The sequence below is a fragment of the Paenibacillus planticolens genome (assembly GCF_013141725.1).
GTDB classification, from domain to species: Bacteria; Bacillota; Bacilli; order Paenibacillales; family NBRC-103111; genus Paenibacillus_E; species Paenibacillus_E planticolens.
This window is the reverse complement of the sequence record NZ_WHNZ01000007.1, coordinates 101,938-124,522: the sequence shown is the minus strand read 5'-3', so window position 1 is coordinate 124,522 and position 22,585 is coordinate 101,938. Positions and strand designations below refer to the sequence as shown.

Here is a 22,585-nt window from a genome sequence, read left to right as displayed (position 1 = left end):
CGTTGGATGAATTCCAACGAAAATGCGATTTTGGATGCCTAAATGGCAATCATATTGGACAAAATCCAACGAAGTGATGAAATTGGCAAGTTTTAGCGCTATTTAAGCTGCTCTCGTTGGATTTCATCCAATGTAATAAGGAAATAACACGAGTTCAATGCGTTTTCATTGGAATTCATCCAATGAGAGCTAGTAGGCGACTAACTTCTAGCGTGTTTGGGTACTAGTGTGGGATGTGGGGTGCTGCAGAGCGTTAAGGTAAGTGGGGGAATGTAAGAGAGCGCAGTGTGGGAGAGAAGTTGGAGTAGGAGTAGGAGTGAAGTGAAATTAGAGGTAGAGGTAGAGGTAGAGGTAGAGGTAGAGGTAGAGGTAGAAGTAGAGAAGACGGACAGAGAAGCCCTTATTCGATGGAAAAGAACCTCTTCGAACATGCAACGGACACCAGCGTTGTTACTTTCGTACTTGTGAATTGATTTCGACCCGAAATCGGCACATACAGTCTCCGCTGTCCGTTACCAGAAAGACACGACGCTTTTCGCAAAGATAACGGCTGTAGTGTCCGAAGCGCGAAGAAACATAACATTCCCGTAACCAATTCCCTCCCCATGTTCAAACAAATGATTTTAGACAAGGACCATGCCGCAGGCTAGGTTCTTCTTGTATTGCAAGGGTTCCTAGTTTTGTAGGTGATTCCCATTCTGCAACCCAAGATGATTGCGCTTACACAATGACAACAGTGGGTAAGGAAAGTAAAGAGTTGCACATTGTTCGGTTCTTGTGTGAAATCTATAATAAAAATATAGCACAGCATCGCTGTGATGATATTTTTAAAGACTAGGAATTGGGGGATGTTCATGAAACAAAAGCAGCGCAAAGTGAAAGCGTTATCCGTTTCAATCTTAGTAATGACTACGCTATTGTCGGCGTGCAACGGCCAAGACGAATCGACGAGTACTGGGAAGAAAGAGGCTGTAAAAGAAGCGGTGAGCACTGCCGGAACTAATGATATGAAGGGTGCAAATGCAGACCCGCTTGGTAAGTATGATCCGCCGATCGACGTGACGTTTGTTCGAAATCTCAGTGATGTCGTGGAAAATAATGTGCTCGGTGTGCTAAAGGGTGAAACGTTTGATAATAACCGTTGGAGCCGTTTATACAAGGAACAGCTGGGCATCAATATTAAAAACAGTTGGGTCGTAAAGGGAAGCGATACTTCAGATCAATACTTGCAGAAACTTAATGTAACTTTAGCTTCCGGCGATTTGCCTGATGTTATTCCAGTCAATGCAACGCAATTGAAGCAATTGGCGGATTCCGACCAAATTGAAGATATGACTGCCTTATATCAGAAATATTCTTCCCCGCTAACCAAAGAAATCTTATCGCAAGAGGGGAGTAGTCCTTTCGATGCTGCTACAATCGACGGCAAACTGATGGCGATCCCACAGGTTGATTCTTCGGTCGAACGCGCCATGTTTATCTGGATCCGTACGGATTGGCTTCAAAAGTTAGGGCTACAGCCTCCAAAGACGATGGCTGATGTGCAGGCGATTTCGAAAGCTTTTGCGGAAAACGATCCTGATGGTAACGGGAAAAAAGATACCTTTGGCCTTGGATTAAACAAAGGCTTGTGGGGCGGAGCCATGGGATTGGAAGGGTTCATGGCCGGGTACAAGGCTTATCCGAATATGTGGCTCTCCGACGCATCCGGTAAATTGGTTTTTGGCGGGGTTCAACCGGAAGTGAAGAAAGCGCTTCAAACTCTGCAGAGCATGTTCAAGAACGGAGAGCTGGATCAGGAGTTCGGCATTAAAGACGGAGGCAAGGTATCTGAGCAAATCGCCGCTGGAAAGATCGGAATGGAATACGGCGAACAGTGGAATTCCATTTGGCCGCTTCAGTTGAACAAGAACAACGACCCTAATGCACAATGGCGGGCATATCCGATCGTTTCTGAATCAGGCGATATGCCCAAGGTGCCTCTGAAGTTCAGTACGACAAAGTTTTTTGCGGTTAAGAAGGGATTCAAGCATCCTGAAGCCGTTATTAAGCTGTTTAATATGCATCTGGAAAAAAACTTTGGCGCAACGGCCGAGTTTGACAAATACTACGCACCGCCGGAAGCTGAGAGCGTGTGGCAGCTGTCTCCGGTAACGCCTTCTCCGGTAAAAAAGAACGTAGAGGCGTTTAGAGCGATCGATGCGGCCCGAAAAGCTGGCAACTTCTCAACATTGAAAGGGGAAGCCAAGACCATTCAAGAGAAGATAGAAGCTTTCAATTCGGGATCGAAAGAAGGGTTTGCGCTGTGGGGATGGGAACGCATTTATGGCCCGGAAGGCTCTGAAGGGATTGTTGATCAATACGACAAAAACAATCAGTTCCTGATGGATAAGTTTGTGGGTGCACCTACGCCTACGATGGTCGAACGTAAATCGACTTTGGAAAAGTTAATGAATGAGACATATACCAAGATTATCATGGGCGCGTCTATCGATGAATTTGATAAATTTGCAAAAGATTGGGCGAAATTAGGCGGAGAGCAAATGACGAAAGAAGTAAATGACTGGTACATGACAACGAAGAAGTAGCAACGGGCAGAGGAGGATTAATCTTCCTTCCTCTGCTTATTTTGCTTCAAATGATGGAGGATGAATATGGGAACGAGGAAAATATGGAGAGAACTTCCGCTGCATCTGATGATATTGCCGGGACTGGTACTAATTGTTCTATTCTCGTATGTCCCCATGGCAGGAATTATTATCGCATTTCAGAAGTTCATTCCAGCGAAAGGCCTCTTCGGTCATCAGCGATGGATCGGCTTGGATAATTTCAATTATGTTATGAATCTGCCTAGCTTTGCTCAGGTTCTGTGGAATACCCTGTTTATTTCAAGTCTTAAGCTTATTCTAGGCTTGATCGTGCCGATTGTATTTGCCATTCTTCTCAACGAATTGAAGAATGAGGTAATCAAGAGAAGTGTTCAAACGACCATTTATTTGCCCTATTTCCTCTCTTGGGTCGTCCTGGGCGGCATACTTATCGATATTTTATCGCCTTCCAACGGAATTGTTAACGAATTGTTGGGTGCGTTTGGCTTTAAGAAAATATTTTTCCTTGGGGACAATCATTGGTTTCCGTTCACTCTCGTATCTTCGGATATATGGAAAAACTTTGGGTATGGGACGATCGTTTATTTAGCGGCAATAACGGGCATAGATCCCGGTTTGTATGAATCTGCTACGATTGACGGCGCTAACCGTTGGCATAAAATTTGGCATATCACCATTCCCGGAATGCGTATGGTAATCGTTCTGCTGTCTGTTTTAAGCCTTGGACAACTGCTGAATGCGGGATTCGATCAAGTGTTTAATTTGTATAGTCCCCAAGTCTATCAAAGCGGCGATATTCTTGATACTTTTGTATATCGGATCGGTTTGTTGGATGCCCAGTACGGTGTCGCAACAGCGGTTGGATTATTCAAATCACTGGTTTCACTCATTCTGATATCTAGTTCTTACTTTGTTGCTTATCGATTCGCGAAATATCGAATTTTCTAGGAGGAGGAAAACTATGGTACAGCCATCAACAAGATCAGCGTCGGACGCATATATTCGGGTACCCAAAAGTCGAAAGCGGCTCGAGTGGTTTTCCGTTCTGAATAGTTTCTTTCTCATAGTGGTATCGTTGATTTGTATCCTTCCTTTAGTCCATATCGTCGCCGTCTCGTTTAGTTCTAGCACTGCAGCAGCAGCAGGTCATGTAAAACTGTGGCCGGTCGATTTCACATTGGCATCCTATGCTTATACGGCTAGCCGGGAGGCGTTCTGGCAATCCATGCTGGTGTCCTTGGAGCGTATTGCGATCGGTACGCCATTAAATTTACTTTTAACGATCCTCGTTGCATTTCCTTTGTCCAAAGAATCGACAACATTCCGCATGCGAATGGTTTACGCTTGGATCTTCTTCATGACAATGCTCTTTCACGGCGGCTTAATTCCTTGGTACGCCACTCTTAAACAGTACAATCTACTAGATACGATTTGGGCGCTCGTCCTGCCAGGCTCTGTTCCCATATTCAGTGTTGTCCTATTGCTGAATTTTTTTCGAGAGGTGCCGAAAGAACTGGAAGAGGCGGCTGTCGTGGACGGCGCGAGCTACTGGACGACTTTGTGGAAAATTTATGTGCCAATTTCAAAACCAGCTCTTGCAACGCTTGCCTTATTCTCCATGGTGGAGCATTGGAACAGTTGGTTTGACGGCCTTCTTCTTATGGGGGACCCTAGTCATTACCCGCTTCAAAGCTATATTCAGACGATTGTCATTCAACAAAATTTAACGAATATGTCACGTGACGAAGCGCTCAATATGGCTCTTATTTCCGACCGAACACTGAAAGCATCTCAAATATTCCTGGGCTCGCTTCCCATTATTTTGGCGTACCCGTTCTTGCAGAAGTATTTTGTGAAGGGGATTGTACTTGGTAGTGTTAAGGGGTAAAAGTGGCAGGCTGCATCCATGACAAAAATGCTTTAGGAAGCTTTCATTATTTCAAGCTATAATGAAAGAAAAAAGTTGGAGGCTTGGTCCTTGATTAACCGTCAACCGTTTTCACTGCGAAACACGATTTTCCTTCGGCTGCTCAGTACTTTTTTGATCATCATATTGCCTATTATTTTATTTGGCGTCTACCTGTATCACTGGATCGTTCAGACGGCAAGCGAAGACATTTCCAAAACAGCAATCTCCCAGATCACCTTCTATCTTACCGATCTTGAGAACGAGGTAGAACGGATGAAGCTGCTGCAGTATGGCATACTTGAGGATGAGGATCTCAATGAGATGTCACTGACCTGGGATACAATGGATGTGTTCAAGCGCACTGAAAAAATTAATTCGTTGCGAAAACGGCTCTACGTGATTGAAAACAGCTCTACATATATCAAAAATGTGAGTGTACATATCTATCCGTTATCCAAAACAATTTCGTCCGCCACGGGTCCTCGTGAGCTCGATACCAATCGTTATTATGGTCTTCCTTCAGAATTAAACAGCCGAAACAATGGGATTATTGAGTGGAATGGAGGACTATACTTAAGCGTGGCGAAGCAAAGTGCAACCTATGGAAATCCACCGCTGTTCATTATTGAAATTGAGCTTGATCAACAAAAGCTTCAGGAGGCGCTAAGCCAGTTTAACACATACACCGGAAGCGGAACATTGATGATATCGGATAAAACCGGTCTCATTCTGAAGAGTGGATCCATAGAGCACTTGCAGCTGGATATGACTGCTGCCGTACAACAAACAAAAGAATCTCAAATATATCATACAGGAACAATTACGATCTCGGGAAGCCGTTATAATACGGCTGTTGCAAGCTCTGATTATTTGAAAATGTCCATTTACCGATTCATTCCGGAACAATTGTTTAAGAAGCCACTGGGCAAGTTTTATATGTGGGCCTGGTTGTTTATTTTTGCAGCCATTGTTATTATAGGGGGCTATGCATTTTATACCTACAAATTTATTCATAAACCGCTGTTAACACTTGTCAAAAGTTTCCGGCGTATGGAAAATGGTCATCTCGACGTTAACATCCAACATGAATCTAAGGATGAATTCGGTTACTTATATAGTCGTTTCAACCAAATGGTCGTAAATCTTCGTTCCTTGATCGATCAAGTCTATAAACAGAAAATTATGGCGCAACGAGCGGAACTGAAGCAGCTTCAATCGCAAATTAACCCGCATTTTCTATACAACAGTTTCTTTATTCTGAAAACGATGGCGAAAATTGGAGACGTTGAACGAATTGAGCACTTTACAACACAACTAGGCGAATATTTCCAGTTTGTGACCCGCAATGCATCCGATGAGGTTCTACTGAAACAAGAAATTCACCATGCCAGAATGTACACAGAGATTCAGGAGTTACGATTCTCGCGGCGCATCCGAGTGCAATTCGATTCCCTTCCGCAGGAAATCGAACAGGTGTCATTGCCTCGATTGATTGTCCAACCCATTATTGAAAACGCATTCGAACACAGTTTGGAACAAATGAAACAGAACGGATGTATTGTCATCCGATTCGAGATCGAAGAGACAGAGATCCGGATCGTGGTGGAAGATAACGGTGAAAGCTTAACGGACAATGGATTGCAGCTTATTTCGGCTTCCTTGGATAACGGTGATGATTATATGGAGACGACAGGTTTGGTGAATATTCACCGCCGTTTGAAGATTACGTTCGGTGAAACATACGGTCTGCGTGTTCATCGAAGTGAGCTCGGGGGATTGAAAGTAATGATTTGTTTTCCCTTGAAAGGGGGTGCCGCTCGTGATTAGAATGCTGATCGTTGATGATGAAGAGATCATTACGGACGGGCTATTTGATGTATTTAGCCAATTGAATCTGGATCTTGATTTATATAAAGCCTACTCTGGCGAAGAAGCGCTGGATTGGATGAATAAAACGAGAGTTGACATCGTGTTATCTGATATCCGTATGCCAGGAATGGACGGTCTCGAGCTCATGAAAAGCATTCGGAGTACTTGGCTGCATTGCAAAATCATTTTTTTGACAGGCTATAATGACTTCGATTATATCTATGAAGCGACTCAAACACAGGGGGTGAGTTATCTCCTAAAGAGCGAAGGATACGACAGGATTATCAAGGTGGTAACCGATGCCATTCATGAACTGGAAAATAGTTTAAAGTTTCATCATCTCATACAGCAGTCGAGAGAGAAGCTTACTACGCTTGAAACACTCGCTCAAGGCAATTATTTCCGGTATTTGCTGCAGGGGGCACGAGCGGTGGAGGAGCTAGAGGTAGATTTCCGTAAACTGGGCATTGCTCTTGATCCATCTTTGCCTGTCCTTGTGGCGGTAGGTGACCTGCAGCGTACAGACATGCACCATTCGTTTGCCGAAAGTCAGGAGACAGCTCTTGCTGTAAAATTTTTGGCGGAGACGTTCCTTGCGGAACGAACGAATAGTCTTGGTATCATTGACCGTTATGGCGGCCTTGTCTGGCTCATTCAGCAGACGTATGGCAATGGTACGGGATCTGACGAAAGCTATTCTCGTACAGTAATGTTTCTAGAAGGACAATTTGAGCTGATGCAGCAAGCTTGTATGGAATCTATGGGACTCACGTTTGCCGTTACGATTTGCGCTGACCCATGCCAATGGATACAGCTTAACGAGGTATACGACCGAGTGAGAAGTCAACAGTATTGGCGAGCGGGCGACGGTGTTCAGATGGTACAAACGGTTAGCTTTGAACCGATCGAGACTGCTGCTCATTCGAGAACACTAAGAGAGAAGGCGGAGTCTTTGGCGATTTATCTTGAAGGAGGAGGTAGAGAAGGATTCCTCCATCTGTTTAATGAGCTGAAGGAAACGGCTTTCGATGAACCCGCAAACGGGGGGCCTTTTCTGTTAGAACTTTATTATACAATCGCACTGCTCCTTCTATCGTATATAAACCGTTGGGAGCTGCATGATAAGGTTGGAACAACGGGTCTTATGCAAAGAGATCTGCATACTTCTTGGCAAGATAGTTTCAAGTTTTTGCAGAATATTGCAGAATCCTTGTTCGATCTCCGAGTGAGCGTTGAACGCAATAGGGCAGCTGCAGTGATTGAGAAAGTCCGTTCGTATATCGACGAGCATATTGGCGAGGACTTGTCTCTCGTACGTTTAGCCAGCGTGATACATTTCAACCCCTCCTATTTATCACGACTTTTTAAACAGGAAAGCGGCGTTAATTTATCAGAGTACATCGATGAAGTTAGAGTGGATAAAGCCAAAGATTTGCTTAAGCAAGACGGGCTGAAGATCGGCGAAGTGGGTGCTCAGGTGGGGTACGAGGCTCCGCATTCTTTTACTCGTTTTTTCAAGAAATCAACTGGTGTTACGCCTTTGGAATATCGGGAAATTTTAAGGAAATAAGTTCAGTGGTGGGGAGAGTTGCCAATGAGTAAGACGATCATAACGAATCCAGTCATCTGGGCGGATGTTCCAGACCCGAGCGTCATCCGGGTAGAACACGTTTATTATATGGTCAGCACTAGCATGCACTCGATGCCAGGCTGTCCGATCATGAAATCGGAAAACCTGATGGATTGGGAGCTTGTAAATTACGTCTTCGAGACGTTCGAAGACAACGACTCCCACAATTTGTTGGACGGCAAAGGCATCTACGGCAAAGGCTCCTGGGCCGCAAGTTTGCGTTATCATAACGGACTGTACTACGTCAGCTTCTCAAGCAACGATATGAACAATTACTATGTGTATCGGACGAATAATATCGAGGACGGACCGTGGGAACGATTCACCATTCAGGGGCTTCACCATGATCCGAGTTTGCTGTTCGACGACAATCGCGTATTTATTTTTCACGGAAACGGCGATATCCGTATTACGGAGCTGACGGCCGATGCAACAGCCCTCAAGCCCGGCGGTATCAATCAACTGTTGTTCGAGACGGAACGCAGCGGAATTGGACTCCGGTGCGAGGGCTGCCATGCGTACAAGCTGAACGGATTTTATTACTTGTTCTTCATCGAATGGCCGAACACGGGCAACCACCGCCGCAGACAGTTGGTCTATCGGTCGCGGGAGCTTCTGGGACCCTATGAGCGCAGGGTGCTTCTTGACGACGACATGGGTTACCATAACAAAGGCGTCGCACAGGGGGGGATCGTCAGCACACCTGCCGGCGACTGGTATGCCGTGCTGTTCCAGGACCACGATGCAGTAGGTCGAGCTCCATGCGTGCTGCCCGTTTCCTGGGAGAATGATTGGCCGGCCATCGGTGTGGATGGAAAAGCTAACGTGTCCTTTGAAGTGGCACTTCCGGGTTCAATGCCTAAATCGCTCGTGGTCAGCGACGATTTCATGTATACCGACAATAGGCTAGTCCTTAATTGGCAGTGGAACCATAATCCGGACAACGCTCGGTGGTCCGTGACGGAGCGGCCGGGCTGGCTGCGCCTGAAGACGGGTCATCTTGCCAGCAGCGTTGAATACGCCAGAAATACGTTGACACAGCGGACGGAAGGCCCCGGATGCACCGCTTCGACAATGATCGATTTGGAGGGGATGAAGCCGGGGGACCGCGCCGGACTGGTGGCACTGGCATCTGATTTCGGTACCGTTTGCATTCAGGCAGATGAGAGTGGAGAGCGCCGAGTCGCCATGTGCGTCAAAGGGGAGGATGGCTGCGAGGAAACGGTTGAGAGCCTGGTGTATGAGGGCGGCCAGATCTATTTGAAAATCCATTTTAATTTCGTAGAAAGCGCGGATACGGCTCATTTTTATTATTCAAATGACGGGGAAGTATGGAAGTCCATCGGCCAGCCCTTGCAGATGAAATATACACTTCATCATTTCATGGGTTATCGGATCGGACTGTTCAACTATGCCACGAAGGAAAGTGGAGGTTATGCCGACTTTGACTTCTTCCGTTATGCAAATCAAATCCGATAGAATGGCAAAAAAACGAAAATTTGTTCGGTATAAAGTCCCCCTTCTCATTCCAATGAAAATAGGTGAGACGTCATGAAAAAGGTCATGCTAGTAGACGATGAAATTCTGATCCGGGAAACGATCCGGGATTGCATCCAGTGGGAGCAAGAGGGCTTTATTTGTTGCGGAGAAGCCCCCGATGGGGAAATGGCGCTAACTTTAATCGAGCAATTACGCCCCGACATTGTTATTACCGACATCATGATGCCCTTTATAAACGGACTGGAATTAAGCGCAATCCTGCGCGAACGATATCCGGACGTGAAAATTATTATTTTAACGGGACACGAGGATTTCGATTATGCGAGAACGGCTTTGCGAATGGGAGTCCACGATTATTGTCTGAAGCCGATCCGTGCCTCAGATCTCATCGAGCTTCTGCGTACCGTCAGCGAACTGATCGACAAAGAACGTGAAATTAAGGCAAGCATTGACAGACTGAAGCAGAGAGAGAGGGAGAAAACGGAAATTTTGCGCGAGAAGCTGCTCAATGATCTGTGCAGCGGTTTTATCACTACGGTTGAGGCCATTCAGCTCGGAGCAGCAGTATCACTTAATTTGCAAGCAAGGTATTATGCTGCCGTCATTTCAGACGTTCGAACGATTGAAGATGGGCCACTATCGGAACTCCTTGCAGCAAATCAAGTAGAAAATGATCTACTTCAGCGATTTCAGCATGCCCTTGATCACAAGGAATGGTTACAATTCAAGCGAAGCCGGACCGAGATCTGCTGGTTGATCAAAGGAGATACGCTGGAACAAATCAGGAACGAGCTGGATATTTTCAAGGAAATACTCCATTTAAGTACTGAGCAGGGTCCCGCCTCCACGGTATCGATCGCTTTGGGTATCGGAAGCGTACAGGAACGGCTTATGAATATTCACCTTTCCTTCCTGGAAGCCGTTGAGGATATGCACTGGCGGCGTTTGTTAAGGCAAAACCGTGTCACGCTGTGGGAATCGATCTCCGAATCTAGGGAGCATTACGTTTTCTTGGACCGTGCTGGGTTTGTGAATTTTCTTAAAGTAGGATCACCTTCGCAATTGCCTTCGTTCATTGAGGAAATCGCATCGGCATTGAATGGAATGAAGTGGACCTCGACCTCTATTGGTTATTATATTCTTAATGATTTGACATTGGAGGTCTTCCGTTCCGCTAAGGACATGTACCGGCATCGGGATGCGCCCGAAGAAACACTCCAGCAGTTGCAGCAAATTCTTACAAAAGTCCGTTCAACAGATGATGCAATCCAGTATTTGACCATTCTTACGAATCAATTCTGGACCTGGCGTTCGCAAACGAACGACAAGTATGGTGAAATGCTCAGGAGTGTCAAGGCGTATATCCATGCTAATTACAACAATGATACCTTTTCGCTTCAAGATGCGGCAGAGCATGTCAAGATGAGTGCTAGCCATCTAAGCAAAGTATTCAGTCAGGAAACAGGTCGTACATTTATTGAGTATTTGACACATTTTCGCATACGTAAAGCGATGGAGCTGTTTAAGACGACCTCGTTCAAATCGTTTGAAATCGCTTTTCTCGTTGGTTATAACGACTCTCATTATTTCTCCACACTGTTTAAACGTATTACGGGAATGACCACCAAGGAATTCAAAAAAAATGGAAATATGGAAAGTACCCTCTTTGTCATGGAGCGAAATGAGGCTGAACAAATGATTTAGAGGAAACCATACTTTTGGCATGGGTGAAGTTACCGTCATTTGTTTTTATGTCGTAAAGTATGATTAATTTGTCTGTTGAATACGCTTCCATACATCGTGAGATCCTCGTCCCCCTATGCAAATGCCCACCAAAAAAACCAACTTTAATAAAAAGAAATTGCATCCAAACAATCCGTTCTACAGAGGAGACCATCCAGTATTTGATTCACCTAACGAACAAACTTTGATTTTGGCGTTCGCAAACGACGAAGCGTCTTGTGATTCAAGCCAAAATATTCGACTTTAATACTAAATTATTCTATTCAACTTCCACTTTATGAAAGATATACTGATGATGAATTAGCTGAGGAGAGGAAGCTAACTTATTAGGAGAAAGCAAATCAAGTAATAACAAGAGGAGGTAGAGGAAGGCGGCGATAGTCTACAAGTGTCATCTAAAATGTAAGCGTTTTATTAATTGTTTCAAATAAAAGATGGAGGTTGCTCGATGAAGATATGGAGTAAATTGGTTGTTATGACGATAGCTTTAAGTCTAGCACTCACTTCAAGCCCAATTACGGCAAGGGTGGAGGCTGCGTCAGCTTCTGTCACGCCAGCATTGGCGAAAACGCCTGGCAATAGCAATCCATTATTTACGCAAAAGTTTGGTGCCGATCCATTTGCCATGGTTTATAACGGCAGAGTATATGTTTACATGACAAATGATGTACTAGAGTATAATACGGACGGGACAATTAAAGATAACGGATACGGTAAGATCAATAAGATTACGGTTGTTTCATCCGATGATATGATCAACTGGACGGACCACGGAGAAATACCTGCAGCAGGTCCACAAGGTGCGGCAAAATGGGCTAATAATTCCTGGGCTCCGGCAGCTGCACATAAAACAATTGATGGCAAGGAGAAATTCTTCCTTTATTTTGCAGATAATGGAAGTGGAATTGGTGTGCTCACAGCGGATAGTCCGATCGGTCCATTTACAGATCCAATTGGAAAGCAATTGGTAAGTAGAAGTACTCCTGGGGCTAGTGATGTTACATGGCTGTTTGACCCTGCGGTGCTAGTTGATGATGATGGAAGCGGTTATTTATATTTTGGCGGCGGTATTCCGACAGGTAAGGATGCTGATCCGGGAACAGCACGTATTGCAAAACTTGGAGCGGATATGATCAGCTTGGATCTGGCTGCTAGTGGCGGAACTCTCGTACGCATGAATCCGCCATGGTTGTTTGAGGATGCGGGAATCCACAAATACAACGGGAAATACTATTACTCCTATTGTACTAATTTCTCTAGTGGACATCCGGCGGATATACCTACAGGTGCTATTGCTTATATGGTTAGCGACAACCCGATGGGCCCATTTACCTTTGTCAAAACGATATTGCCTAACCCTGCTACCTTCTTCGGTGTCGGAGGTAACAACCACCATGGTATCTTTGAATTCAACGGTCAATGGTATATCACATACCATGCACAGACCCTTGCAAAGGCTATGGCAGAAAGTGGGACGGTACCACAACTGGGAGGACAACCACATGGGTATCGTAACGCGCACATCAATAAGGTTAGTTTTGATGCGAACGGTGTCATCCAGAATATTACTGGCGATTATAAAGGTGTTCCGCAGATCAAAAACTTTGATCCCTATACAAGGGCTGAGGCTGAAACCATAGGTTGGAATGGAGGAATATCCACTGAAAGGATTACCGAACCCGGAGGAATGGTAAGCAGCATCAATCTGGCTGTCAGCAATATAGACGATGGGGACTGGACAGCGGTATCCAAAGTTGATTTTGGTGCTGCTGGTGCTGGAACATTTACAGCTAATGTGGCAAGCGGTACGGACGGTGGAAACATCGAATTGCGCCTTGACAGTGCTGACGGCACATTGATCGGGACACTTCCCGTTTCCAACACAGGCGGTGAAAATAGTTGGCGTACAAAAACAACAAGTGTTTCCGGTGCTGCAGGTATCCATGATCTATACATGGTATACAGGGGAGCATCAACAGGTAATCTCTTCAAGGTAGATTATTGGCAGTTTGGGAAAAAGAGCGCAGCTCATGATCTTGCTGCCATCAACGCATCCATCGATAAACATAAGCTTGATATTGTTTCCGGAACTAACAAGGCAAGCATGAAGGTTACTGCCATATACACCGATGGAACCAGTGAAGATGTTACTGCTCAGGCAACTGCAATACCGGCACAAAGCGGCATTGTAAGTGTCAGCAACGGAGCTGTAACCGGTGTGGGATATGGCTCAACAAGCATTACTGTAAGCTATGGCGGTAAAACAGATACACTGAATATGCTTGTAAAAGACTTGAATAGTGAATTGACAGTAAAGAAACTTACGGCTGATAACAGCTCCGTATCACTGTGGACCGGAGGTACGAAAAACTTCTCCATAACTGCAGAGTATTTTGATGGCCGGACAGAAGACGTAACAAATACCGCAACCTACAGCAATCCCCATCCGGAAATTGCAGAGGTGTCTAACGGTAAGATTACGGCTAAATCTAACGGTATAACGAATGTTATTGTAAGCTTTAAGGGCGTGTTGGGTAACACTGTAACAACTCAATTAACGATAACAGTTACAAAACTGACTGAACTGCTTGAAAACGGGGGATTTGAAGCTGGACTAGCCCCATGGACTTTTAATGATACAGCAACTCTTTCAGTATCGGATCAAGTTTATTACAGCGGCTCACATAGTCTATATGTCACCGGCAGAAAAACAACAGGTTCCGGTCCCAAACAATCCGTTGACGGAAAAGTGAAGGCTGGTGTGACCTATAAGTATTCCGCTAAGGTGAGATATGACTCCGGTCCTGCTACAAGACAGTTTAATCTCACGATTAGAAATGAAGATCCTGTAAATATGTCTGAATCAGACACATCCTGGTGGCAGTATAAAGATTTTGGGCGTGCAACGATAACGAAAGGTGTCTGGGGAACAATTGAAGGGACAGTTACAGTCCCAGCTGATGCTAAATTTAGTAGACCTGCAATTTTCGTTGAGACATCTTGGGTTCAATCACCTAGTGCAACTAATGATCTAATGGATTTTTATGTCGATGATGTTTCTTTCCTTGACACGACTGCACCAACATCGGTACTGGCAACAAGCGTTACGATAGCTCCTCAAGCATTGAATTTGAAAACCGGGGGCACCGGAACGCTTACTGCAACAGTGGCTCCTGAGAATGCAACCAATAAGAATTTGCTATGGGCATCCAGCAATCATGCAGTCGCAACGGTTGATCAATCGGGGAACGTAACGGCAATTGGCGCCGGTACGACAACGATCACGGCAGCGACACAAGATGGGTCGGGTAAAACGGCAGAATCGCAGGTCACGGTGACATTACCTGAGAGTGTCGTTCTTCAAGGGCCATCAGAAGCTATAAAAGGAGCCGCCTTTGATCTGAATTATGGCCTAAGCGGCATGACTCAAAATATTTACGCTCAGGACGTAACGTTTACGTATGATCCGAGTCAACTGGAATACGTATCTGTCGAGTCTACGAAGCCGGATGAAGTAGTGGTTCTCGACAAAGCTCAGAAACAAGGGGAAGTTCGATTTATTGCAGCTACTCTCGGACAAAACGCCCGTCTTGACGGTAACCTTTTGAAGCTTCATTGGAAAGTGAAATCGGATACCCCAGCTTCCGCTTCTACTATCTCCTTATCTAAAGTTATAATTGCCGATGAAGCCGGCTTTGAAAAAGAATTAGGCGGCAGCTCTCACACGGTTCAGCTTAGCAACGTCGTCATTGATAAGACTGCACTCCTTGTATTAATAGCCGATGCTCAAAACAAGCATGATGAAGCTGCAGAGGGAACGGGTGCAGGCCAGTATCCAGCGGGCTCTAAAACAGTGCTGCAGGCAGCTATTGACCAAGCGAAAGCTGTTGCAACTAATACGGCTGCGACTCAGCAGCAGGTAGAGCAGGCACTGAATGAATTAAGTTCAGCATTGCAAGCGTTTGTTGATTCAGTTGTTCGTACTCAACCAGGTGATGTGAACGGTGATGGTCGATATTCCGTTGGTGATTTGGCTATCGTGGCAGCAGCCTATGGCAAAACCTCATCTGATCCGGATTGGTCCAGATATAAGAACTTGGATTTGAACAACGACGGCAAGATCGACATTGAGGACCTTGCGATTGTAGCTATGAAAATGCTGGATTAGGAAAACATGTATATTCTATGATACAAAACGTTTCGAACAACAAAAGAGAGTAACCGTTGCGGCCCTCTTTTGGGAGTGAAAGAAATTTTAATTTGTTGGAAAGGGGATTAAAAAATGTTTAAGAAACTAATGGCATTCTTATTAATTTTTACATTAGTAGGCAACTTTTCATTTTTTCAACAAGCATTTGCGGACACGCCTCTTGCTTCATCTGATAAGGGCGATGGGACGTATACGAACCCGGTCATTTGGGCGGACGTGCCTGACCAGGATGTGATCCGGGTCGGTGATGCCTACTATATGTCCAGCACGACGATGCATATGAACCCGGGCGTGCCCATCATGAAGTCCTACGACCTGATCAATTGGGAGACCATAAGCTATTGCTATTTGATCATGGATGACATGGACTCTACGACGCTTAAGAACAACCAAAATATGTATTCTAATGGCACTTGGGCCAGCAGTCTGAGGTATAAGAACGGGACCTTCTATGTAGTAGTTCCGTCTCCGACGACAGGCAAGACTTACATCTTCCAGACCGAAGATCCGGAAAATCAGCCTTGGCGCAAGTATGAGATCAATACTCGTTACCATGACTGCAGTCTGCTGCTGGACGACGACGGCAGGAACTGGCTGGTTTACGGAAACAACCCGCTCTATATCATCGAGATGAATGAAACGGTGACGGGGATCAAGCCGGGCGCCACACCTCGGGTGATTCTAAGCAACATCCACGCGCCGGATCCTATTACCGGCATCACGCCTACCAGCGGGCTTGCTGAAGGCGCTCATATTCAGAAAATCGACGGTAAATACTACATTTTCTGTATCACATGGCCGTCAGGCAAACCTCGGACGGAGGTCGTCCACCGCAGTGACAGCTTGAATGGCCCCTTTGAAGCCAAGACGGTCGCTCAGGAAAATATCAACGGCGGCGGCCCTGCTCAGGGCAACATCGTGGACGACGGTAAGGGGAACTGGTACGGCATTCTCTTCCGTGATAGCGGCTCCGTGGGCCGAATCCCATGGGTGATGCCCATCCAGTGGTCAAACGGTTGGCCGATGTTCGGCGATGACGATACCGGCCTGCATCTGACGCGGAGCGGCCCGAAGCCGATCCAGGGCAGCTTTGATTTGAAAAGCGTTGTGTACTCCGATGAGTTTTATAACAATGCGAAGAAGCCGACATACAACGATGCAAAATTGAGCATGTCTCTCCCAGAGTATGGGTACAATGGTTCTAACTTGAACCTGGCCTGGCAGTGGAATCACAATCCGGATAACCGCTTCTGGTCCCTGACGGATCGTACGGGTTGGCTGCGTCTGACCACAGGGCAGATGGCCACAAACCTCCTGAATGCACGGAACACGCTGACCCAGCGGACTTTCGGTCCGACGTCCTCCGCACAAACCGCGCTGGATGTGTCCAAAATGAAAAACGGCGATAGAGCCGGCCTGTCACTCTTCACAGCCCGGTACGGCACCATCGAGGTGCGGATGGATAACGACGCCAAGACACTAGTCATGGTCAATAGCTCGTCAACGACATCTCACACTGACGTGCAAAGCATTCCGCTAAGTAGCAGCAAGGTCTATCTGAAGGTCGACGCCGACTTTCGGAATCAGACGGACAAAGGCAATTTCTACTACAGCCTTGATGGTTTGAATTGGACCCAACTTGGCAACACGCAACAGATGTCTTACAGCACCACCAACCACTTCATGGGTTATCGATTCGCACTGTATAACTACGCAACGACGACCTTAGGCGGCTATGTGGACTTCGATTACTTCCGGATCAGCGACGAGTTGAAGGGCGCCACAGCCCAGACGCCTCTCGGCGCCGCAATGTCTGGTGCAACCGGCATCGCCGGCGTAGGCGGAACGAAAGTGGATATGCCACTTAATTTGGATCCTCTGCCCGAAGGAACTTACTCCGAAATCTCCGCGTCATTCAGCATTCCGAGTGAGCTCAAGGCGAAGGATGTGGTTCTCAGCAGCGCAGTAACCGGTAAAGTTTCATGGAACCAAGTCGGCAACCAACTGACCGTGGACGTAACAGGTAGCAACGTGAGCTTCAATGGCAGCGGCAGGAGCTTGTTTGCCACCGTGAAACTGGAAGTGGCTGATCTGCAGGCTGCAGCCAAAACGGTCACTGCCACGCTCGACTATGTGAAGGTGAAGGGCGGCAAATCGGTTTATGATGTGACCGGCGTATCTGCGTCATTCGGACTGTTGGCGACGGAAAGCGGCAGCGCATGGGCGAAGGTACCGGGTTATTCTAACCCGCTGATCACCCACAAGTACGGCGCTGATCCTTTTGTCATGGAATACAACGGCAGAATATACATCTATATGACGGATGACCAGGCTCAATGGGAATTGACGCCGGATACGGCAAACAGCTACACAAACTGTCGCAGCGTCTTAATCATCTCTTCAGACGATATGGTGAACTGGACCGACCACGGCAAGGTGCCTGTCGGCAGACAACTTGCAGACGGTCTGACTACCTGGGCGAGCAACGCATGGGCGCCTGCAGCTGCGCACAAGACAATTAATGGTAAAGAAAAATTCTTCCTGTACTTCGCCGACAGCGCTAACGGCGTCGGTGTGCTGGAGGCAGACTCTCCGATCGGACCATTCCATGATCCTCTCGGAAAAGCTCTCATTAGCAGAAACACGCCAAACAGCGATTCGGTAAAGGTACCGTGGCTCTTCGACCCGGCGGTCTTTGTAGACGATGACGGTAAGGCGTACCTATACTACGGTGGTGGCATAGGCGGATTGGATGCCAACAATCCTAAGTCAGCCCGCGCGGTACAACTGGGCGACGATATGATCAGCATTGTTGGGACACCGCAGGAAATCGACGCTCCGAGGCTCTTTGAGGATTCAGGTATTCATAAGTTCAATGGCAAGTACTATTATTCCTATTGCTCGAACTTCAGCGGTACGAATGGAGCGGGTTATCCGCCTACCGGCACCATCGCCTACATGGTCAGTGACAGTCCTCTGGGACCGTTTAAGTATATCGGTCCTATCCTGCCTGGACCGGGCGTATTTGGTAATGGCGACGGCGGCAACAACCATCACGCGATTTTCACGTATAAAGGCAAGTGGTACATCATCTACCATACTCGCCAGGTCAACATCGCCCAGCGGCTAGCCACCGGGAAGACCGGCAACCGGGATTACCGCTCCCCAAGCATCACCCAGATCAACATAAATGCCGACGGAACGATTACACCGCTTCAGATGGAACGCCAAGGCGTCAGTCAACTGAAGACGATGAATCCGTTTGAACGAATCGAAGGCGAAACCATCGGCTGGAACTCGGGCGGCATCTCGACGAAGGTTATCTCAGGACGGGGCGAAGTCGTCAACATGGCGCTGACCAACGTGACCAACGGTTCATGGCACGCCCTCGGCAAGCTGGCTTTTGGCAGTGAAGGTGCTGTATCGTTCAACGCAAGAATTGCCTCTGGCGTTGGCGGGACCATCGAGCTCCACTTAGACAGCCTGAACGGCCCTAAGGTTGGCGAACTGATCGTACCGGCAGGCGACGGAAAGACATTCCAAGACTATAGTGCGAAAATAGATACCATCTTCGGCACACACGACGTCTTCTTCAAATATGTCGGAACCGAAACGCAGAATCTGCTCGATATCGACTATCTGAATTTTGAATATGGTATTTATCCAGTGGAAGGTGTAACACTGGACCAAAGCACATTAACGGTGAAAGAAACATTCTCCAAGCAGTTAATTGCATCTATCGTTCCTAAATATGCTTACGACAAGCGGATAATTTGGACGAGCGACAACCCAACTGTTGCGACCGTAAGTGATACAGGCGTTGTGACAGGCGTATCGGTAGGAGAAGCAACCATTACGGCAACAACAGTAGATGGCTCATTTACAGCACAAAGTCACGTAAATGTTATTCCGCGTATCGCTGTGACTGCCATATCTCTGGACAAAAATAAGATTTCCCTTCAAGGTAAGGCGACTCAAGTGCTGACGGTTTCGTTACAGCCATTAGATGCCGACAATAAAATGCTGAGGGTTGTATCAAGCAATCCGGCGGTTGCAACCGTATCCAGTATCACTTACAATCCGGCGGCAGGAACTGCCAGCGTAACCGTTGAGTCTGTTTCACAGGGAACGGCTGTTATTACCGCCACGGCTGCTGATAACGGGATGACTGCGGAAAGTATTGTCGAGGTAGAGAAAATTGCTCCGAAAGTCACGATCACTTCAGGCACGCAATCCACTTTGCCGACGATCAATCTAAAAAGCAATGTGGTGAACGACGGTTTGCAAGGACAACCGGTTACGGTAGCCTGGAGCCTTGTCAGCGGACCAGCCAGCGTGATTTTTGAAAATCCAAACGCAATGAATACGAAAGTTACTGTAACGGAATTAGGCGAATACACATTCAAGCTTATTGCTAGAGATGGCGAACTTACTGGTTCGGCGAATGTAACGGTGACGGTCAATAGCGCTCCGAATGGAGGAGGCAACGCAGCCTGGTACAAGTTTGACGAAACAAGCGGGGCTATGGCTATTGACTCAGTTAAAGGTAATAATGCCACCATCATCGGGGCTACTGGAAACAGAGTGTCCGGAAAATTAGGCAATGCGCTGCAGCTGCAATCCGCAAGCAGTCAGTATGCAAATCTGCCTGAAGGAATTGTATCGGATCTTAACGACTTTACAGTCGCTTTATGGGTAAATCCGGCGACGATGGCGACATGGGCCAGAATATTTGATTTCGGTAAAGATCAGGATACGTACATGTTCCTCACGCTGAGAACGGCCACAAATAACTTGCCAAGGTTTGCAATCAAGGTGAATGGCTCTGCTGAACAGACACTTACTTCCACATCGATGACGCTCTCAGCAAATGCCTGGTATCATATCGCAATCACAAAATCAGGGAATACCGCACGGATGTACATTAACGGCAACTTGGCAGCCACAAATACCAACATGACCTTTAAGCCTTCCGACATGGGGTTGACCAAAAACAACTACATCGGGAAGTCACAATATTCCGCGGATCCATACTTGAACGGGACGGTAGATGAATTCTCTATATTTGACAGCGCATTAAGTGCTGATCAAATCAAAGCACTGACTATAACAAGTATACCCGATGTTGCAGTGACAACTGTGTCCGGGGTTTACCCCATGATGCCTGAATCAGTGAGTGTAGTATACAGCAATAGCCCGACGGCGATAGTACCGGTTGTATGGGATGCTATAGCTCCGTCGCAATATGCGCAATCCGGAACATTCACAATTAACGGAACGGTTGCAGGCACTTCGATTAAAGCGAAAGCGAACGTAACAGTTGAGGCTCCGAAAAACACTACTGCAACGTTAAGTGTATACGGAAGTGTCATTGCCGGTGATAAGTTCGAGTCGATTTATGGCTTGATTCATGTGAAAGACGGCATTCTTGCTCAGGATATTACGATCAGCTTTGATCCTGCCAAGGTTCAATTCTTATCAGCAGAATCACTGAGAGCCAATTTTGTCGTCGTAGACACCAAGGTAGTGAATGGAAAAGTTCGCATTCTTGCAGCAAGTCTTGGTCATGACAACGGGGTGAACTCGGATGGTCCATTGCTGAAAATCCAGTGGAAAGCTTTAGCGCAAACCGATTCCACATCCTCCACACTCACCTTGTCTGACGTCTCCGTTGCCAATGGCGAAACGAACGGGGAAACAAAACCGGAAGGAACAAACATACCGACAAATATCGAAATTATTTATGTCAACAAAACAGTTCTTAATGAAGCCATCTCCAACGCGCAAAGTATTCATGATGCGGCTGTAGAAGGAAATGGGAATGGCCAATATCCTGCGGGAGCGAAAGCGGTTCTGCAAGCGGCTATCGAAAGCGCGAAAGCAGTCGCGGTTAACACATCTTCAACGCAAGCACAAATCGATCAAGCGTATGCAGGTCTTGATGCGGCATTGCAAGCTTTCAAGGCATCGGTCATCATTGTAACCGTTGACAAGTCAGCGCTCAATGCAGCAATTGCAGATGCTCAAAGCAAATACAATGCGGCAGTAGAAGGAACCGGCATCGGACAATATCCGGCAGGTTCAAAAGCGGCATTGCAGGCAGCGATTGACAGCGCGCAAGCAGTGGCGGGTAATGCATCTGCCAGCCAGCAGCAAGTAGATCAAGCGACGTCTGATCTGAGCAGTGCGGTTGAGGCGTTCCTTGCAACAGTCAACACGAGAATCCCGGGAGATTTGAATGGCGACAGCAAAATCAGCATCGGCGACTTGGCAGTGATGGCTAAGTGGTACGGCAAATCGTCTGCTGATCCAGATTGGAATCTGTACAAGCATGTTGATTTGAACGGCGACGGCAAAATCGACATCGAAGACCTTGCGGCTCTGGCACGATTAATTCTGAATGCCATATCTTAAGAGTCGCATATTCTAAAGAGTAGTAGAGAATTTCACATGATTTTCCAATGTGATTTGCTTCGCGAATACATGAAGGAAGCCTTGGTGACCAAGGCTTCTTTTTAAACAGAATTAAATTCACTAGAAATGTCCAGAATGGTTCCCCCGATGTGCCAGCTGAAAAGTTGTTTTTCAGCGTTAAAGTAGGCGGAGAGGGCAAAAGGTTGAAGTTAACACTGTAAAACAAGCTTAAAGTTGTGGAACTGGCCCTGTTTCCCTCGTTTTTCTAGCTGAGACATCGTTTTTCAGCGTTAAAGTAGGTGGAGTGGACAAAAGGTTGTAGTTAACGCTGTAAAATGAGCTTAGTGTTAGGAACAACCTCTGATCACTCAGCTGGTCGGCAGACGTAATGGTGTTAACGCAGTTTTTGTCCTCGCTAACGGACTGAGTAGCCTTTGTTCGATGAAAAAGAACTTCTTCGAACATGGGACGGACACCAGCGCTGTTACGTACTCACTTGGGGACTGATTTTACCGCGAAATTGGCAAATAAGGACTCTGGTGTCCGTCAGCTGAGAGACACGACGCTTTTCGCAAAGATAACGGCCGCTGCGTCCGAAGCATGATGAGACATAGGACTCTTTTAACTGAATCGGGGTAAGAGAAACGCTTCAACGTGCGAGTTTAGACAAAGACCTAGCCTGCAGGCTAGGCTTTTTTTAT

At 46.6% G+C, this 22,585-nt stretch carries 9 protein-coding genes; all 9 read left to right on the top strand.

What is annotated here, in order from left to right; translation table 11 throughout:
• Positions 1 to 854 precede the first annotated feature (854 nt).
• The 9 genes from GC097_RS01060 to GC097_RS01010 all read left to right on the top strand — a co-directional run bounded on the left by GC097_RS01060 (position 855) and on the right by GC097_RS01010 (position 21,884).
• A complete protein-coding gene (locus GC097_RS01060; RefSeq protein ID WP_171681490.1) occupies positions 855 to 2,588 on the top strand; it encodes an extracellular solute-binding protein in 1,734 nt (577 codons plus the stop codon).
• Between the two features lie 66 nt (positions 2,589 to 2,654).
• Positions 2,655 to 3,557 (top strand): ABC transporter permease, encoded by a 903-nt coding sequence (locus tag GC097_RS01055; protein WP_171681489.1) that lies wholly within the window; start codon positions 2,655 to 2,657, stop codon positions 3,555 to 3,557.
• Positions 3,558 to 3,570: 13 nt separating this feature from the next.
• Entirely contained in the window at positions 3,571 to 4,497 is a 927-nt protein-coding gene (locus GC097_RS01050) for a carbohydrate ABC transporter permease (RefSeq protein ID WP_171681488.1), read from the top strand.
• A 90-nt stretch (positions 4,498 to 4,587) separates the two neighbouring features.
• Complete coding sequence (locus GC097_RS01045) at positions 4,588 to 6,345, top strand: sensor histidine kinase (protein ID WP_216625610.1); 1,758 nt, start codon at positions 4,588 to 4,590, stop codon at positions 6,343 to 6,345.
• 1 nt (position 6,346) lies between these two features.
• Positions 6,347 to 7,957: a response regulator transcription factor gene (locus GC097_RS01040; RefSeq protein WP_216625617.1), complete on the top strand. Its 1,611-nt coding sequence runs from the start codon at positions 6,347 to 6,349 to the stop codon at positions 7,955 to 7,957.
• Between the two features lie 24 nt (positions 7,958 to 7,981).
• Positions 7,982 to 9,496 carry a glycoside hydrolase family 43 protein gene (locus tag GC097_RS01035; protein WP_171681486.1) on the top strand — a complete coding sequence of 505 codons (1,515 nt, stop codon included), beginning with the start codon at positions 7,982 to 7,984 and terminating at the stop codon, positions 9,494 to 9,496.
• 72 nt (positions 9,497 to 9,568) lie between these two features.
• The gene (locus GC097_RS01030) at positions 9,569 to 11,221 is read left to right on the top strand and encodes a response regulator transcription factor (RefSeq protein WP_171681485.1); all 1,653 of its coding nucleotides are present in this window, start codon (positions 9,569 to 9,571) and stop codon (positions 11,219 to 11,221) included.
• A gap of 487 nt (positions 11,222 to 11,708) precedes the next feature.
• Positions 11,709 to 15,428 carry a carbohydrate-binding protein gene (locus tag GC097_RS33805; RefSeq protein ID WP_216625609.1) on the top strand — a complete coding sequence of 1,240 codons (3,720 nt, stop codon included), beginning with the start codon at positions 11,709 to 11,711 and terminating at the stop codon, positions 15,426 to 15,428.
• Between the two features lie 114 nt (positions 15,429 to 15,542).
• A complete protein-coding gene (locus GC097_RS01010) occupies positions 15,543 to 21,884 on the top strand; it encodes a family 43 glycosylhydrolase (protein ID WP_171681484.1) in 6,342 nt (2,113 codons plus the stop codon).
• Positions 21,885 to 22,585 lie beyond the last annotated feature (701 nt).